The 17449-nt window shown below is 69.3% G+C and carries 13 protein-coding genes; 6 read left to right on the forward strand and 7 right to left on the reverse strand.

Annotated features, from left to right (window positions below):
• Positions 1-660 precede the first annotated feature (660 nt).
• Together ABNQ39_RS00810 and ABNQ39_RS00815 are read left to right on the forward strand one after the other, a co-directional pair.
• On the forward strand, positions 661-2154 hold the full coding sequence (locus tag ABNQ39_RS00810) for an N-acetylmuramoyl-L-alanine amidase (RefSeq protein ID WP_376958318.1): 1494 nt from the start codon (positions 661-663) through the stop codon (positions 2152-2154).
• 215 nt (positions 2155-2369) lie between these two features.
• Positions 2370-4907, forward strand: a complete 2538-nt coding sequence (locus tag ABNQ39_RS00815) for a penicillin-binding protein 1A (RefSeq protein ID WP_376958319.1) — start codon at positions 2370-2372, stop codon at positions 4905-4907.
• A 71-nt stretch (positions 4908-4978) separates the two neighbouring features.
• On the opposite strand, the gene ABNQ39_RS00820 is transcribed toward ABNQ39_RS00815, so the two are convergent.
• Together ABNQ39_RS00820 and ABNQ39_RS00825 are read right to left on the reverse strand one after the other, a co-directional pair.
• The gene (locus ABNQ39_RS00820) at positions 4979-6091 is read right to left on the reverse strand and encodes a hypothetical protein (protein WP_376958320.1); all 1113 of its coding nucleotides are present in this window, start codon (positions 6089-6091) and stop codon (positions 4979-4981) included.
• An 18-nt stretch (positions 6092-6109) separates the two neighbouring features.
• A complete protein-coding gene (locus ABNQ39_RS00825; RefSeq protein ID WP_376958321.1) occupies positions 6110-7546 on the reverse strand; it encodes an MBOAT family O-acyltransferase in 1437 nt (478 codons plus the stop codon).
• 383 nt (positions 7547-7929) lie between these two features.
• On the opposite strand from ABNQ39_RS00825, the gene prfB reads away from it, so the two are divergent.
• A protein-coding gene (gene prfB / locus ABNQ39_RS00830; RefSeq protein ID WP_376958322.1) for a peptide chain release factor 2 occupies positions 7930-9061 on the forward strand; the annotation gives its coding sequence in 2 pieces (ribosomal slippage) (positions 7930-7998 and positions 8000-9061; 1131 coding nt in all).
• Between the two features lie 142 nt (positions 9062-9203).
• Positions 9204-9530 carry a peptidoglycan-binding domain-containing protein gene (locus ABNQ39_RS00835; protein WP_376958323.1) on the forward strand — a complete coding sequence of 109 codons (327 nt, stop codon included), beginning with the start codon at positions 9204-9206 and terminating at the stop codon, positions 9528-9530.
• Positions 9531-9555: 25 nt separating this feature from the next.
• Here ABNQ39_RS00835 and ABNQ39_RS00840 read toward each other — a convergent pair whose 3' ends face one another.
• Together ABNQ39_RS00840 and otsB are read right to left on the reverse strand one after the other, a co-directional pair.
• Positions 9556-9792 carry a hypothetical protein gene (locus tag ABNQ39_RS00840; protein ID WP_376958324.1) on the reverse strand — a complete coding sequence of 79 codons (237 nt, stop codon included), beginning with the start codon at positions 9790-9792 and terminating at the stop codon, positions 9556-9558.
• Positions 9793-9891: 99 nt separating this feature from the next.
• Positions 9892-10692: a trehalose-phosphatase gene (gene otsB / locus ABNQ39_RS00845; protein WP_376958325.1), complete on the reverse strand. Its 801-nt coding sequence runs from the start codon at positions 10690-10692 to the stop codon at positions 9892-9894.
• 467 nt (positions 10693-11159) lie between these two features.
• Between otsB and ABNQ39_RS00850 the strand changes: the two genes are divergently transcribed.
• The gene (locus tag ABNQ39_RS00850) at positions 11160-11453 is read left to right on the forward strand and encodes a hypothetical protein (protein ID WP_376958326.1); all 294 of its coding nucleotides are present in this window, start codon (positions 11160-11162) and stop codon (positions 11451-11453) included.
• Between the two features lie 115 nt (positions 11454-11568).
• Here the strand turns inward: ABNQ39_RS00850 and ABNQ39_RS00855 are convergent, their stop codons facing one another.
• The gene (locus tag ABNQ39_RS00855) at positions 11569-11724 is read right to left on the reverse strand and encodes a hypothetical protein (protein ID WP_376958327.1); all 156 of its coding nucleotides are present in this window, start codon (positions 11722-11724) and stop codon (positions 11569-11571) included.
• A gap of 291 nt (positions 11725-12015) precedes the next feature.
• On the reverse strand, positions 12016-12906 hold the full coding sequence (locus tag ABNQ39_RS00860; RefSeq protein WP_376958328.1) for an ROK family protein: 891 nt from the start codon (positions 12904-12906) through the stop codon (positions 12016-12018).
• Positions 12907-13124: 218 nt separating this feature from the next.
• Between ABNQ39_RS00860 and ABNQ39_RS00865 the strand changes: the two genes are divergently transcribed.
• Positions 13125-15551, forward strand: a complete 2427-nt coding sequence (locus tag ABNQ39_RS00865) for an ankyrin repeat domain-containing protein (protein ID WP_376958329.1) — start codon at positions 13125-13127, stop codon at positions 15549-15551.
• 43 nt (positions 15552-15594) lie between these two features.
• On the opposite strand, the gene ABNQ39_RS00870 is transcribed toward ABNQ39_RS00865, so the two are convergent.
• Positions 15595-17307 carry a caspase family protein gene (locus ABNQ39_RS00870; RefSeq protein ID WP_376958330.1) on the reverse strand — a complete coding sequence of 571 codons (1713 nt, stop codon included), beginning with the start codon at positions 17305-17307 and terminating at the stop codon, positions 15595-15597.
• Positions 17308-17449 lie beyond the last annotated feature (142 nt).

Consider the following 17449-nt stretch of genomic DNA (forward strand, 5'->3'; position numbering starts at 1 on the left):
GACGCAGCGTCTGTTGTGGGCGAAGCATACGGCACGACGGACCGGAACCGCCGAACGGCGCTGACGAGAGCAGCCAGGACGGCCCGGTCGACACGCGCCGGGCTGCCGCCTTGCGGCCACAGCCAGCTTCGAGGTTTCGTCCTCTTACCGCCAACCCGAACGCGCCACCCTGCGACGTCCCTCCGGCGCGGATGGCCGGACAGGCGGTGTCGAGGGCGACGCCGCAGCCCCTTGGGTAAGCCCCGTGACCGGCGATCGGCTGACCTTCGGCTCGATGGAATCGATGTCCGGGGATCAGCGAATCGGCGCTCACCTTGGGAGTCCGACCCTGGTCTGGCGAATTGCGGTCTGTCGCAAAGATACCATAGACAAGCGATCCCTCTTGCACAACGCGGAAATGCGCCGATTCGGCGAACAAGTTCGTCGCGGGGAAGCCGGGCTGCCACCTTCCACCGGGGCAACCCGTCCGGGGTACGATCCGGCCGCGCCAAGGCAACCGTCCTGCTCACTGTTGCAGGAACGGCACCCCTGGTGGGAATTGACTCGGGATCTGACGATCCGCGTTGAGAGCGTTGAATTGGCTGGGCTATAGCTGGTCATCCGGCGCCTGTTTCCGCCGCTTGCCCATTGCCGCACACCCTCTGCCGCCGAGGAGATTTGATGCCACGGCCGCCCAGCCTGCCCGCCGCCGCGCCCGACCGCCATCCGCATTCCGCCCGTTCGCCGCGGAGATCGGTTGGCTGTGTCCTCGGGGTGCTTCTGCTGGCGCTGTTGCTGCTGGGCTTCGGGTCGGCCGGGATGACGGCCGGGCCGGCGATGGCGCAGACCACGGCGGCGCTGCCGTCGGCGCCGCCGCGCACGGCGGTGGTCGATGCCCGGCTGGGCATCCATCCGGACAAGACCCGCTTCGTGCTGGAGCTGAGCGACCCGGTGTCCTTCACCGTGTCGGTCGCCGCCGATCCCTACCGCATCGTCGTCGATCTGCCCGACCTGATCTGGCCCGGCGGGTCGCTGCCGGTGGAGGGCAAGGGGGTGGTCGCGCGCTATCACCATGCCGGAGGCCCGCGCGGCACGCGGTTGACCTTCGAGACGGTCGGTCCGGCCCGGCTGCGCGAGGGCTACATGATCCCGGCGCGCGACGGCCATCAGCCGCGTCTCGTCCTCGACCTGGAAAAGACGACGCCGGCCGAATTCCGGCAGCTCGCCGCGGCCGGCAGGGATGCGAAGGAGGTCGGCGGCAAGGGACAACTGACGATGTCCTCCATCGTCTCGTCGGCGATGGCGGTTCCGGCGCCGGTTCCGGCCCCGCAGCCGTCGCCGCCCGCCGATCCCGCCAGCACGGTTCCGGCTCCGCCGCCCTTCGCCCCGCTGCCGCCGATCCCGCCGGCCCAGCTGATCCCGGCCGCTCTGCCCGTCGCCCCGCCGCTGCCGGACAACAAGCCGCCGACGGTGGCGGAAAAGCCGCTGATCGTGCTCGACCCCGGCCATGGCGGCCAGGACCCCGGCGCCATCGGCGTCGGCGGCATCTATGAGAAGGACATCACGCTCGCCACCGCCAGGGAGGTGAAGCGCCAGCTGGAGGCGACCGGCCGCTACCGGGTGAAGCTGACCCGCGACAGCGACGTGTTCATCCGCCTGCGCGACCGCGTCGCCATCGGGCGCGAGGCCGGGGCCGACCTGTTCATCTCGCTGCATGCCGACAGCATCAGCAGCGGCGACATGCGCGGCCTGTCGATCTACACCCTGTCCGACAAGGCGTCCGACCGCGAGGCGGAGATGCTGGCGGCCAAGGAGAACAAGGCCGACGCCCTGGTCGGGCTCGACCTGTCGGGCGAGAACCAGCTGGTCGCCAACATCCTGATCGATCTGGCCCAGCGCGACACGATGAACCATTCCAAGCGCTTCGCGACGCTGGCGTTGCAGACCCTGGGCCGCGACGTGCCGCTGATCTCCAGCCGGCCGCACCGGCAGGCCGGCTTCGCCGTGCTGACCGCGCCCGACGTGCCGTCGGCGCTGATCGAGATGGGCTATCTGTCGAACCGGCAGGATGTCGGTCTGCTGACCTCCGGTGCGCACCGCGAGCGGCTGGGCAAGTCGCTGGCCCGGACCATCGACAGCTATTTCCGCTGGCTGCACGGCTCGCAGCGCAGCTGAGGCGCGGCAGCGAGGGACGGCTTACCCCTTCTGCGCCGGCGATTTCTTGTTCGCGCCCTCTGCGCGTCACATTTTCCTGACATGACGGGAACGGGGGCGGCGCTTCGCGGCGCGGCGGTGTAGGATGCGCCGCCCTGTCAGGCATGGCTCGCGGCCCCAACCCGGAAAAGGGCGGGCTTCAGCCACGCTCTTCGTCGTTTCTTGCGGGATTGGTCATGCGTCTCCTTCTGTCCTTGCTGATGGCCTTCGTGATGCTGGTTCTTGCCGGCGCCGGAGGGCTGGTCTTCCTGTTCGAGCATTACGACCACGACCTACCCGACTACACCAAGCTGGCCAACTACGAGCCGCCGGTGACCACGCGCATCTATGCCGGCGACGGGCGCCTGATGGCCGAGTTCGCGTCGGAACGGCGCATCTTCGTGCCCATCGACGCCATGCCGCGGCAGGTGATGAACGCTTTCATGGCGGCCGAGGACAAGAATTTCTATGGCCACCAGGGCGTCGACCCCATCGGCATCCTGCGCGCGATCCTGACCAACATCGAGAATTTCGGACGCGAGCGCCGGCCGGTGGGCGCCAGCACGATCACGCAGCAGGTCGCCAAGAACATGCTGCTGACCAACGAGGTGTCGTTCGCCCGCAAGATCAAGGAAGCGATCCTGGCGGTCCGCATCGAGCGGGCCTTCACCAAGGACCGGATCATCGAGCTGTACCTGAACGAGATCTTCCTGGGTAACCGCTCCTACGGCGTGGCAGCGGCGGCGCTGAACTATTTCAACAAGGCGCTGGACGAGCTGAGCATCGAGGAGGTCGCCTTCCTGGCGGCCCTGCCCAAGGCGCCGTCCAACTACAACCCCGACCGCCAGCATGACGCCGCCATCGCCCGCCGCAACTGGGTGATCGGCCGTATGGCGGAGGACGGCTACATCACGCCGGAGGAGGCGAAGGCCGCCCAGGGGCGCCCGCTGGTCACCCGCAAGCGCGACGAGCAGGAGGTCGTGACCTCCGAATATTTCGCCGAGGAGATCCGGCGCGAGCTGGTGAAGCTCTATGGCGAGCAGGCGCTGTATGAGGGCGGGCTGTCGGTCCGCGCCTCGATGGACCCGGTGTTGCAGGCCACCGCCACCAAGTCGCTGCGCGACGGGCTGATCGCCTACGACCGCCGCCATGGCTGGCGCGGCCCGGTCGCCAAGATGGAGAATTTCGACAACTGGCCGAAGAAGCTGGCCGCCATGCCGCCGCCCGCGGGCTCCGAGGGCTGGAAGCTGGCGGTCGTGCTGAAGGACGACCAGTCGGACGGGCTGGACATCGGGGTGGCCGACGGCACCCGCGGCCGCATCCCGCTGTCCGAGCTGCGCTGGGCCCGCGCCTCAAAGGATGGCGACGTCGCCGGTCCGGCGATCCGCAAGCCGTCCGACGTCGCCAAGCTGGGCGACATCCTGCTGGTCGAGGCGGTGAGCGGTCCGCCGGCCAAGGACGAGGACGAGAAGCCGGCCAGGAAGAATGACAAGTCCGCCGCGAAGGAGCTGCCGCCGGGCAGCTACGGCCTGCGCCAGATCCCGCAGGTGCAGGGCGGTCTGGTGGCGCTCGACCCGCACACCGGCCGCGTGCTGGCGATGGTCGGCGGCTTCTCTCCGGCGATGAGCGTGTTCAACCGCGCCACCCAGGCGCTGCGCCAGCCCGGGTCGTCTTTCAAGCCCTTCGTCTACCTGACCGCGCTGAACCAGGGCTTCACCCCGTCGTCGCTGGTGATGGACGCGCCCTTCTCCTTCGATCCGGGCGGCGGGCAGCCGGTCTGGCGGCCCGAGAACTACAGCCACGAATTCTACGGCCCGACCCCCCTGCGCGTCGGCATCGAGAAGTCGCGCAACGTCATGACCGTCCGCCTCGCCCAGCAGATCGGCATGGACAAGGTCAAGGCGTTGGTCGAGAAGTTCGGCATCGTCGACAATCTCCAGCCCTATCTGCCGATGTCGCTGGGTGCCGGCGAGACGACGGTGCTGCGGCTCGCCACCGCCTACGCCATGCTGGACAATGGCGGCAAGCGGGTGGTGCCGACCTTCATCGACCGTGTGCAGGACCGCAACGGCAAGACGGTCTTCCGCCACGACAACCGCGCGTGCGAGGGCTGCACCAACGTCAGCTGGAAGGACGGCATGGCGGTGCCCGCCGTGCCCGACACCCGCGAGCAGGTGAACGACCCGCGCACCACCTACCAGATCGTTTCGATCCTGGAAGGCGTGGTCCAGCGCGGCACCGCAGCGACGTTGAAGTCGCTGGGCAAGCCGCTGGCCGGCAAGACCGGCACCACCAACGACAGCCACGACGCCTGGTTCATGGGCTTCTCGCCCGATCTGGTGGTCGGCACCTACATCGGCTTCGACCAGCCGCGCTCGCTGGGCAGCCACGAGACCGGCGGGTCCGCCGCCGTGCCGGTGTTCAAGGAGGTCATGCAGGTGGCGCTGAAGGACAAGCCGGCGACGCCGTTCCGCGTCCCGCCCGGCCTGCGCCTCGTCCGCGTCAACCCGGCCAACGGCCAGCTGGCCCAGTTCGGCGACAGCCGCGCCATCTGGGAAGCCTTCCTGCCGGGCACCGAGCCCAACCCGGACCAGCCGCAGATGGTTCTGGACGGGTCCTCGCAGGGTGCCGGCGCCATGATGGGCGGCGACCCGAACGCCGGTTTTGGGGCCCAGCAGCCGGGGATACCGGCCCCGCCCGCCGCGGCGACGCTGGGAACCGGCGGGCTGTACTGAGCCGAAAAGAGAAAGGGGCGCCCACCGCGGGCGCCCCTTTTTCGTTGGCTACAGTGACGGCGCTCAGGCGATCAGTGCGTCGTGTTTCCGGTTCCCGACAGCGACGCCATCGCATCGACCGGGCAGCTGCCGAGCGGGCGCAGGTCGGGTTCCATCGCCGCGAACATCGCGCGCACGCCATCCTCGTTGACATGCAGGGCGTCCATGAACAACTCGTCCTTGTCCACCGCGCGGCGGGCGTCGATCACGGTGACGCCGGTGGGCAGGCGGCCCTTCAGGTCGGCGAAGAAGGCGTCGAAATTCTTCAGCTTGCCGGCATAGGTCGGGAAATAGGGGGTGATGACCACCGCCACCCGGGTGCCCTGCGCCTGGGCGCTGGTGATGATGTGGTCCAGCGCCTGCCAGTTGGCGGCATCGGCGGTCATCGTCTCCTCCGGTGCGGCGGCGAGTTGCGCCTTCATCGGGTCCGGGATGGCGCCCACCAGGGTGCGGTCGGCGGCGGGCTTCACCAGCCCGGCGATCAGCCGCATGGTCTGGTTGTTGTTGAAGGTCATCAGGTTGAAGGCGTGGTTGGCCATCCACAGCTCCCGGTTTTCCTGACGGACGAAGGCGTCGATCCGCTGCGAGTAGTAGGCCAGCAGCGGCAGGTCGGCCAGATCGTGGGGGTTGTCGACCAGGCCGGTCGGCTCCAGCACCAGCAGGCGCGGCGCGCCATGCCGCTCGACGTAATCGTCCCACAGCAGGGCCGACAGGACGGTCGGCGCCCCGCCCATGCCGAGGTTCAGCGCCCGGCCGCAGGTCATGTCCTGAAGTGCCGACACGGGGAAGTGGTTGTCCGCCCGCGAGTTGCCGAGCACCAGCACGTCGGCGGGACCGCTGGCGGGTTTGGCGACCGGGCCGGTCGCCGGCGCGTTGGCCGGCCGCGGCTGCGTCGTCAGGGCGGCCTTCACCAGCAGGGCGTTCGGCTGCTCCTCCTGGCCGGCGGGCGGCTTGATACCGGGCTTGATGCCCGGATTGGTCCCTGGGCCGATGGCGGGCTGCGCCTCCGCCTCGAACGGGCGGTAGACCGTCATGAAGCGATCGCTGGAGCGCAGCAGCAGATCGCCCAGCGCCGAGGCCAGAACCCGGTCCATCGCGGTGACGGTGGCGAGGATCAGCGCGATGCAAGCCAGAAGGCGGTACATGGGGAGGTCTCCGTCCGGTCAGAACTGGAAGTAGATGAAGGCGTGGTTGGCGAAGCTGCCGAACAGCAGCATCACCAGGATCAGGGCCGAGCAGGCCATCGAGCGGGCCACCACATTGGTCCCGGCATAGCGGCGGCCGGCGCCGCGCTCGACCATCATGTCGACCAGCAGAACGATCATGCCGGCGACGGCGACGCGGATCAGCGTGCTGGCCTGCTGGTTGCCCTGCTGGAGGCCGAAATCGCCATGGCCGATGATGCCGAGGATGGTCCAGACGGTTTGCAGGTTATCGGCGCGGAAGGGCAGCCAGGTCAGCGTCACCACCATGAAGACGAGGCCGATCATCACCAGCCGCCCAGCGGCCAGCATCGGGCCGCTGAGGCGCACCGGGCTGGCGGCGGCCAGCCGGCGGGCGCCATCCTCAACCAGCATCAGGCCGCCATGCATCGCGCCCCACAGCACGAAGGTCCAGTTGGCGCCGTGCCACAGGCCGGAGATCAGCATGGTGATGACGACGTTGCGGATGCGCAGCCAGCGCGTGCGGCTGCCGCCCATCGGCACATAGAGATAGTCGCGGAACCAAGTGGACAGCGAGATGTGCCAGCGCCGCCAGAAATCGCGCATGCCGGTGGCGAAGTAGGGGCGGGCGAAATTCTCGCACATGGTGTAGCCGAAGATCTGCGCCAGCCCGATGGCGATCAGCGAGTAGCCGGCGAAGTCGCCGTAGATCTGCAGGGAGAAGCAGACCAGCCCGATCACATGCTGGAGCGCGTTGAAGAACTCCGGCTGATGGAAGCGGGCGTCGACCACCACGGCGGCGTTGTCGGCCAGTCCGATCTTCAGGAAATAGCCCCAGATCACCTTTTCCAGCCCGGCGAAGCGCTCCTCGAACGGGATCTCGCGCGGGCGCTGCTGGATTTGCGGCAGCAGGTCGCGCGCCCGCACGATCGGGCCGGCCACCAGCTGCGGGAAGAAGGCGACGAAGGTGGCATAGCGCATCAGCGAGCGCTCCGGCTCCTTCACCTCGCCGGTGTAGAGGTCGATGCCGTAGCTGAGGTTCTGGAAGGTGTAGAAGGAGATGCCGACCGGCAGCAGGATGTCCAGCGTCCGCCGTCCGATCTCCACCCCCAGCGAGGCCAGCGCGATCTCGGCGCTGTCGGCGAAGAAATTGTAGTATTTGAAGAAGAACAGCATGCCCAGGTTGGCGCCCAGGCTGATGAACAGGTACATCTTCTTCGTGCTGCGGTCGGGCGAGTCAGCGATCTTCAACCCGCAATAGAAGTCGATGAAGGTGCTGAGCGCCAGCAGCCCGCAGAACCGGTAATCCCAATAGCCGTAGAAGATATAGCTGGCCACCAGCAGGAAGGGCGTGAAGGCGCGCGTGCGGGCCAGCGCCATGAAGCCGGCGCTGAACACGGTGATGAACAGCAGGAAGTTCAGGCTGGTGAAGCTCATCGTGCCCCCGGCAGAGGTGTCGCGCGTCCAGGCGTTCGCGCAAGGAATGCCCTGCGCGGACCGCGCCAGGGATGCCCGGCGGAATCGCGCAAGAAAGGTAAGGAACGACGCAGAAGATAAGCTCGATTTCGGGGAATCCCGGCCGCCGCGGTAGGGTTGTGCGGCCGGATATGGGACGTACTCTGAAATGAACCGGTCCGATGATTCCAAACGGATAGGACCGCCAAGCAGGGGCTCGGCCATACTCGAAAGTGGCAAGCCGTCCCGGTGCGGCGGCGCGGCCCGGGACGGCGCTGCTCATTAAGGGGGTGCAAGGCGGGGGGCGAGCGGCTACATATGCAGCCGACACACCCTTCAACTCTGGCTGACGAGGAGGCACCGCCATGCGGGCCGAGATCGAAGCGGCCGCCGGCGAGATCAGAGAATCGCTGGCGCTGCTGAGGAGGCATCTTTGACTGGGACAATGCACTGCGGCGTCTCGACGAACTGAACAACCTCGCCGAGGATCCCAAGCTTTGGGACGACCCGACGCGGGCCCAGACCATCATGCGCGAGCGCACCCAGCTCGACACCTCCGTCGCCGGCTACCGCGCGCTGGAGCGTGACCTGTCCGACAGCCTGGAACTGATCGAGATGGGCGAGCTTGAGGGGGATGCCACCGTCGTCGCCGATGCGGAGGCCCAGCTCTACGGCCTGCGCGACCGCGCCAACAAGCTTCAGATCGAAAGCCTGCTGTCGGGCGAGGCCGATGCCAACGACTGCTTCGTCGAGGTGAATGCCGGCGCCGGCGGCACGGAGGCCCAGGACTGGGCGCTGATGCTGATGCGCATGTACACCCGCTGGGCGGAACAGCACGGCTACAAGACGGAATGGCTGGACGAGACGCCGGGCGAAGAGGCCGGCATCAAGTCCGCGACCGTTCAGATCAAGGGCCACAACGCCTATGGCTGGCTGAAGACAGAGGCCGGCGTGCACCGTCTGGTGCGCATCAGCCCGTTCGACAGCCAGGCGCGGCGCCAGACCAGCTTCTCGGCCGTCTCGATTTCCCCGGTGATCGACGACAAGATCGACATCGAGATCAACGAGAAGGACTGCCGCATCGACACCTACCGGGCGTCGGGCGCCGGCGGCCAGCACATCAACAAGACGGACTCGGCGGTGCGCATCACGCACATCCCGACGAACATCGTGGTGAGCTGCCAGCAGGAACGGTCGCAGCATAAGAACCGCGCCAAGGCGTGGGACATGCTGCGTGCCCGCCTGTACGAGCGCGAGCTGAAGATCCGCGAGGACGCCGCCGCCGCGCTGGAAGCCACCAAGACCGACATCGGCTGGGGCCACCAGATCCGTTCCTATGTCCTGCACCCCTACCAGATGGTGAAGGATCTGCGGACGGAGGTGGAAACCTCGCAGAGCCAAGCGGTGCTGGACGGTGCGCTCGATCCCTTCCTGGAGGCCGCACTCGCCTCCCGGATCAAGGGGCAGAGCGACGACGCGCACGCCGCCGGGGGCTGACCGGTCGGACGGGAAAAAGGGCGGTCGCTTGCGGCCGCCCTTTTCGATTCGAGGCGTTTTTGGAATGCCCATCCATGGAATGGAAGGGTGGGCTCGGCTGTTTCAACAGACTGCTACTCCAACGATGCGGAGCGACCGATCCATGAACAGACGTCTTCTTCCGGCCCTGAGCGGTGCCGCGCTGTGCGGCGCCATGCTGCTGGCGACCCCGGCCTTTGCCGCCTGCGAAACCGACAATCTGCCCGACGAGATGCGCCGTGCCTTCATCTCGGGCGCCCAGGAGGCGTTGAACGACCACGGTTTCAACGCCGGTTCGGTCGATGGCCAGATGGGATCGCGCACCCGGACGGCGATCCGCTCCTACCAGCGCGCGGCCAAGCTGCCGGTGGACGGCTGCGCCACCCAGGGCCTTCTCGACCACCTGAATTTCAGCCAGCCCAAAATCTACGGCCCCAACAAGCCGCGCTGATCCGGCGGCAGGGCTCAGGCCAAGGTCAGGCCAGCATGTCGAGCAGGCGCCGGCTGTTTTCCTGCGTCGCCTGGAGCACCTTGGCGTTCGCGGCGAAATCCACCTGGGCCGAGGTCAGTTCCAGCACCACGGCGGGGTCCAGGTTGCCGGCGGCGATCTGTTCCGACGCCGCTTCGGTGCGGGCCTGCGCGTCCTGCAGGCCGTCGACGGCGCTGGCCTGCGGACGATAGGGCGTGGCGGTGGTGGCCGATCCGATGTCCATGACGCGCTGTCCGGCTGGTTGAGCGGCCAGCATAAGGCGGCGGGGGTTTAGGGTTGGTGAATGGGGGAGCCGCTTCCCCAAATCATCAACCGTTCGCCGTTACCCCTGTGCCAGCCAGCCCGCCAGCCGTCCCAGGAAGGCCGCGGCCTCCGCCGGGTCGTGCAGGCTCCAGGTCGCCGCCGTCTCCGCCGGGCCGTCCATCACCCGGATGCCGATCCCGTTGCCGTCCCCCCGGCTTGCCAGGGCCCGGAAGGCATCCTCGTCGGTTTCGTCGTCGCCGAGATAGATCGGCATGGTGCCGGCCCCCTCCAACCCCAGAGCCTCCAGCAGGGCGAGCACGGCGCGGCCCTTGTCCCAGGGCAGGTTGGGGCGAAGCTCGAACAGTTCCTTGCCGCCGGTCATGCGCAGGCGCGGCTGGGCTTCCACCACCGCGCGGACGGCGTCGGCGACCCGCGGCTTCTCCGGCGGCGCGACCTGCCGGGTGTGGATGGCGATGGCGAAGCGCTTGCGCTCCACCAGCGCGCCAGCAATGCCGCCGAGCCGGTCGCGCAGATTGCCGTCGGCGATGTCGAGGTCGGGGACATACTCCACCCCCACCTGCCTCCGCAGGTCCGGACCGCGCAGGTCGAAGCCGTGGCTGCCGGCATAGACCAAGCCATCCACCGCCACCATCGCGGTCAGATCGTCCAGGTCGCGGCCGCTGACGAAGGCGACCGGGCAGAGCGCCGACAGCCGCTGCACCACCGCGCGCGCCTCGTCGGGCATCGCCGCCAGTTCGGGCCGTGGCGCGATGGCGGCCAGCGTTCCGTCATAATCGAGGAACAGGGCGGGGGTGCGGCTGCCCAGGGATGCGGTGAAGGCATCGAATTCCGCCAAGGCGGAGGGGGGAAGGAGGGTCAAGGCTGGGTCCTCATCAGCGCCGCTGCCGGTCGGAATGCAGCGGCCGACCGATGCCGGCACGCCGCGTTGGTGTAACGGCCGGACTGCCGGAGTGGCCTCCGTTTCAGAACAAGGAATGACCCGGCTGTGGCCGATGCGCAACAGACCCCTCCAAAAGCTGCGGCCCCACGCGGGGGCCGGCTTTGGGGGTTGCAGCGCCCCCCGCTTCTGGTACTGTTGCAGTGCAGCAAGCGATTGCTGCTTCGCCCTTCTTGGGCGTTTCCTCCCTAAACTCAAGGCCGCTGTTTCCAGCGGCCTTTTTCTTGCCAGAAAGCCCCCTGGGAAGGCAACCCCTGACAAAAGTCATAGCGCTGCGATCTTCCGGTCTGGAGCCGGCAGGTCGGCGCGAGGGCCGGACGGGGCCATTGCGGCGGCACGGGTCCGGCGACTTCGAAATTTCTTTTGTTTACAAATAGATGAAGCGGAGTTTGTCGGCTCTTCGGTCCGGACCGCCGGGCGGCGGGCGCCAGCAGGAAGGCCGCGTCCCCAACTTTGTCGGCATCGTTGGCCAGCATGTGCCCACAGATTTTTTTTGTGCGGAGCGGGTAGGGGAGCGAAAAACCGCCGCAGGGGGAACGGAGGCACTGCCGCCGGCCGGCGAACTGTCGTATAGATCGAAGCGAAACACTTATCCGCCGTCATCCACAGGAGCCGTTCCCATGGACATCGCCATCATGGTTCTCGCCGTCGCGTTCTTCTTCTGGCAGACGATCACCGACTGAGCGCATTGCCGACCGAACCGGCATCCGACGGTCAGGCGAACGGAAGGGGCGGTCCCATCGGGCCGCCCTTTTTCCATGTCGCCAATTCCATGCGGCCAATCGGCGGAATGGCGCCTCAGTCGGCGGCGATGGGCGGTTCCAGCCGGGCATGGGCCGACGCGATCAGTTGCAGCGTCTCCATGATCGAGCCGATGGCCTCGTGCAGGTCGGCCTGCTCGTCGCCGGGCAGGGCCGCCAGCACCGTTTCCAGTTCGACCGCCGCGTCCTGCAAACGTGCACAGGCATGCTCCAGATGGAGGCCGGTGCCCAGGACGGCTTGCTGATCGCGAGCCCCAGGATCATTTGCAGAATGCAAACGCGCAGTCGGTTTTCCGGCCCGCGTCGCGTTCCGGTTTGCAAAATGCAAATGAACGCTGCTGCCCGTGGCTCGCGTCCCCAATTTCTTCCGCATCATGGGCATGTCCCCCGTTCGGTCTGAGCGGAGAATGCGCAAGTCTCGTGCCACCCGTGACCGTTGGTTGCGGCTGCTGTCTCGAAAGTGGTGCTGTGGCCGGAATGCCGGTCAGTCCGGCCACAGGCGGGCGGCACCGCGCATGCCGCTTTCCCCGCCATGGCGGGCGACGGCCATCCGGGTGCGCGGATCGGCAGCCAGTGTCCAGGCGCCCCAGCGCCGCGTCACCGCCTCGCACAGGCCGGGCAGGGCGGACAGGCCGCCGCCGACCACCACCATGTCGGGGTCCAGCAGGTTCAGCACCGGCGCCAGCGCGCGGGCCAGGGCATCGGCATGCCGGGCCAGCGTTCCGGCCGCGGCGGCATCGCCGGCCTGGGCGCGGGCGGCGATCTCCGGCGGGTCCAGCGCCTCGCCGGTCAGATGGCGGTGCAGGCGCGACAGCCCGGCCCCGCACAGCATGGTTTCCAGGCAGCCGATCCTGCCGCAGCCGCAGGGCACCGGCGGGCCGTCGGCCTCCTCGCGCCAGGGCAGCGGCGCATGGCCCCATTCGCCGGCCAACCCGTTGGCGCCGGGCAGGATGCGGCCATCCACGACGATGCCGCCGCCGACCCCGGTGCCGAGGATGACGCCGAACACCACCGGACCTCCGCCGGCCCCCGTCCCATCGGTCGCCTCCGACAGAGTGAAGCAGTTGGCATCGTTGGCGATCCGCACCGGCCGCCCGATCCGCCGCGTTGCGTCCGCGACGAAGCCATGGCCCTCCAGCCAGGGCAAATTGACCGCACGCACCCGCCCTGCGGCGACGTCGACCAGACCGGGCAGGCTGATGCCGACACCGCCGGCTCCAGCCGGATCGAGGGCGTTTACCGTCTCCGCCAGGGCGTCCAGCGTGGCGTCGTAGCCGCGGGGGGTCGGACGGCGGTGGCGGGCGAGTTCCGTCCCGTCGCGGTCCAGCGCCACGGCGGCGATCTTGGTGCCGCCCAAATCGATTCCGACTCGCATGAATGTCGCTGTCCGGATGGTGGGATATGACCGAATTTCGGCGGCAACCCTATACGCCTCCCCCGTCCGGCGGACCAGGGTTGCTTTCGCGCCGGAAGGGTCAGTCCACCCACCCCGGAAGAGAGGGGGCAACCGCCCTTTGCTCCGTCGGGGCTTGGGGGGCGCATCACTAGAGTCTCATCAGCGCATCCTTCACTGATCGGCGTCTTGAGATGTCCATGGACCGTTCTGCCCCGAAACATTCCTCGCGCGCCCGCCGCGCTGCTCCGGGCCACCACGATCCCGTTTCCGAGTCCGCCGGTGTCACGGCGGCCGAGATTCGCGATGGACTGGTGCTCGCCTTCCTGGCGCGCAAAAGGCTGCTGGTGCTCGTGGGCGACGCCGGCTCTGGCCGTCCCGCCCTGTTCCGCCAACTGGTCGAGCATGTCGAGGCCGACGGTGCCATGGCGCTGCCGGTCGCGGCATCGGTCGGATCGGAGGTGGAGGATCTGGTCGCTGCCGCCGGCAGTGGCGCCCTGCCCGATCTGGTTCCGGGGGAGGACGGCGAGACCGATTTCGACGCGCTGATCGCGGCGCTGGAAGAGCGGCTGGAGCTTGCCGGGTCTGGGCTGCTGGCGGTGGACAACGCCGCCGTGCTGGCGCCGCCGGTGCTGGCCGATCTGGTCGATCTGACGCGGGCGGAGACGCCGGCCGGCCGCTTCATGCAGGTGCTGCTCTGCGGCACGCCCGAACTGGAAGGCACATTGGCGCGCGCCGGTCTGACCGACGAGTTGCGCGACATGGGCGTGATCTACCGGATGACGGCGGGCGGCGGCTTTGTCGACGACGTGCGGGAGTCTGCTCCTACGCCGCAGCCCGTACCCCGGCCTGCGCCGATGCTGGCGGTACCGCCCCAGCCCCAACCACAGCAGGTTCCGGTGCAGTCCGCCGCGATTCCGCCGGCGAACGATTGGTCGGTGGGGCAGCGTCGGGAACATCCGACGCAGGAGGAGCGCTGGCAGGGCGACCAGAGCTGGACCGACCGCGGCGCCGGGCCAATGGCCGGCGCAGAGGGCCAGGGCTGGCCGCCGGACGGCGGTCAGGCCGGTGCCATGCGGGCGCCGCGGCGGACCGCGCTCTATGCCGGGGCGGCGCTGACCACGCTGGTCCTGCTGGGGGCCGCCGGTGCCGCCATCGCCACCGCCGTGCCGGACGCCTTCCCCGACCGTGCTCTGGCCATGGTCGAGGAGGGCTGGGCCAAGGCGCGCGATGCGGTCGAGCGGACCGTGCAGGGCCTGACCGGGGCTGCGGCGCCCGCCGAGCGGCAGCATGCCGTCACGGTGCCGGTCGCACCGGCTTCCGACGTGACCGCCTCTGCCGGCGTTGTTCCCTCCACCGCACCGACGACGCAGACGGCTGCCCAGCCGCCCGCCGCGCTGCCACCCGTCGCCACCGGCACCCAGACAGTGTCGAAGCCGGCGACGCCTGTTTCGACGGCTGTGCCGACAGCGTCGGCTCCGGTAGAAACCGCGGCGTTGCCGCCGGCCCAGGCGCAGCCGCCCGCAGCCAAGGCCCCCGCGACCGGCAACACGGAAGCGGCGCCGGGCGTCGCCTCGCTGCCGCCGCTGGAGGACCCGTCGACGACCGCCGCGGTTCCCGCCGCTCCCCAGCCTGCCGCTCCGGATGCCGACGCCGCCCAGCGCGTGCGGACGATGGTCGATCAGGCCCGCCGCCAGATCGCCGGCAAGCGCTTGACCACCCCGCCGGGCGACAACGCCTATGAGACGGTGCAGCGCATCCGCCAGATCGCGCCGTCGTCGCCTGAGGCGGCGGACCTGCTGACCACCATGACGGACACCTACCGCCGCTGGGCGATGCTGGCCGAACGGGACGGCGACTGGTCGGAGACGAAGCGCTTCTACGAGCGGGCGCAGATGATCTCGCCGGAAAGCCCCGATCTGGCCGAGCGCATCCGTGCCGCGAGCGAACAGCGGGTCTATACCGGTCCCTCCGTCGGCCCCGCCACCGGGACCGCTATCGGCAATGCCGGCAGCGCCGCGCCCGCAAGCTCCGCGGCGCCGGTGAAGGCGACGCCGGGGCTGGGCGACCGCGAATCGGTTCTGGCCCTGCTGCGCAACCCGGCGGAGCTGGCGCGCACGCTCCAGGCGGGCGCCAGCGCCGACACGCGGCTGGACAACGGCAAGACCCTGCTGATGATCGCCGCCGAACAGGGGTTGGCCGACGCGGTGCGCGTGCTGCTGGACCGCCACGCCCGCACCGACCTGCGCACCTCCGACGGCGCCACCGCGGTGATGTATGCCGCCTGGGGCGGACATGATGCGGTGGTCCGGGCGCTGGCAGAGGGCGGTGCCGACCTCGACACCACCAACAGCGACGGCAAGACCGCGCTGATGGCCGCCGCCGCCCGCGGCCACCAGGAGGTGGCGCGCACGCTGATCCAGCGCGGGGTGATGGTCGACCGCACCACCGCCTATGGCTGGTCGGCCCTGATGTACGCCGCCAACAACGGGCACGAGGCGGTGGCGAAGCTGCTGCTCGACAGCGGGGCGAACCCCTACCGCATGGATGCCAACGGCAACTCCGCCCTGACGCTGGGCGCGTTGCAGGGGCATGTGCAGGTGGTGGAAGCCCTGAAGCCGCGCTGATCGAAGCCGGGTTGATCCTACCGGCGGATGTGCCGGGTAGGTTCTACTGGTCGAGGCGGACGGAGCCGCGCCACATCCCGGCGCTCTGTCCGCCATTGGCGTAGTGGAAGATGCCGGGGCCGTCCGGCTGGCCGTTGCGGAACCGTCCGGCGAAGCGGCTGCCGTCGTTGAAGGTCATCACGCCGAAGCCGGACATCAGATCGCCCGACCATTCCCCTTCATAAGTCTGCCCATTGGCGAAATGGTAGACGCCGGTTCCCTGGCGGATCGGCCGCCCGAGACCTGAATTCGACGAAGGTTGGGTCCAGCCGCCCTCATAGCGGTCGCCGCCGGAAAAGCCGTAGCTCCAGAACCGGCTGTCGGGGCGGCTGCGCGCCCGCTCCGCCGCGGTGCGGGCATCGCCCAGTGCACGCATCGCCTGCTGCTCCGCCTCCACCGCCGGGCCGTCAGGGGTCGAGAAGCCGGTTCCGGGCGGTGCACTGGGGAAGCTGCGCTGCTCGGTCTGGACCGGGTCGGAGGTGCCGGCGGCGGGCGGTTCGACGCCCTGGTCCAAACCGGGATCGCCGAAGGACGGTCCGGCCTCCACCGGGCCACGGGCACGGGCAGCCTGCGGCGATGGGTCGGCCCAGCGGGCCGACAGCGCCCCTGCGGTGAGATAGCCGGTTCGCCCGGCCGAGTCGCGCACGCGCAGCCAGCTTCCTTCCGGCACGGAGTCCAGCACCGTCACGGCGCTGCCCGCTGCCAACTGGGCGACACCGCGGGCGCCGACCGCCGGCCGGTCGAACAGGACGCCCGACTTCGCCATTTCATAATTGCCGGGCGGAAGGCTGGAGCTGGTCACCGCTGGCGGTTCTTTCGCCGGAGGCGTGGCTGGCGTGGCTGGCGTGGCTGGCGGGGTGGCCGGCGACTTGGCAGGGGCGGCGGCAACCGCCGGCACCAGCACAAGAGTGCTGCCCAGCCGGTCCTGCAGCCAGGGCAGCTGCCGGCCGTCGCTGCGTTCGGCGACCGAACGTGCGACCTCGGCCAGCGAATCGCGGAAGGCGACGCCGGGCCTGACCATCTCGCGCGCCAGCGCGGCGGTGAAGGCATCGGGTCCCTTGCCCGATTTCGGCGGCACCGGCGGCACGCCCGGACGGTGGGCATAGACGACGAACAGGCCGTCGGCCTCCATCGGCGTGCCCAGCGCACCGCCACCGACCCGCTGGGCCAGCGCCTCGGCGACGCCGGGATCGATCACCACGATGGACTTGCGCCCGCTGTCGCGCAGGTCGCTCAGCACGCCGTCGAGGTCGAGGGCGTTGCGCGGCAGGTCGTCGGCTCCGGTGGGGGCGGCATCGGCGGGCAACAGGAATTCCCGCTCCCCCAGCCCGACGGCGAGGCCGGTGTAATAGACGAAGCCGAGGTCGGCCCCCGACAGCGCCTCGCGGAAACGCTCCAGCGCCGATTCCATGGCGACCCGTCCGACATTGTCGGCCCGCGTCACCGAAAAGCCGGCGCTGCGCAAGGCCGACGCCATGGCCGAGGCGTTGGCGACCGCCTGATCGGACCGGCCGTCGAGCGCGGTGTAGCGGCCGTTGTCGATGACCAGCGCCACGCGCTTGCCGGTCTCCGCCCAGGCGCTGCCCGCCTGCATGCCGCCGAAGGGCAGGGCGGCCAGCAGTGCCGCCGTCAGGACGGTCGCCTCGAGCCGGCGCCTCCGCCGGCCGGCCGGGCGGCGGTCTGCATGGCTTGCGGTCGGGAGTGCGGTCTTCGTCACGGCGTTCCATCCTTGCGTAATCGCGGCAGCCTGTTGCCAGGGCAATGGGCATGAACCCACAGCCATGAACCCACAGCCATGACCCCACGGCCATGCCCCTGGGCGCCGCCCTTTGCCGGGAAGCGTACCGCCGCGGGGAGCA

This window comes from Azospirillum sp. A26 (genome assembly GCF_042604635.1).
Lineage (GTDB): Bacteria > Pseudomonadota > Alphaproteobacteria > Azospirillales > Azospirillaceae > Azospirillum > Azospirillum palustre.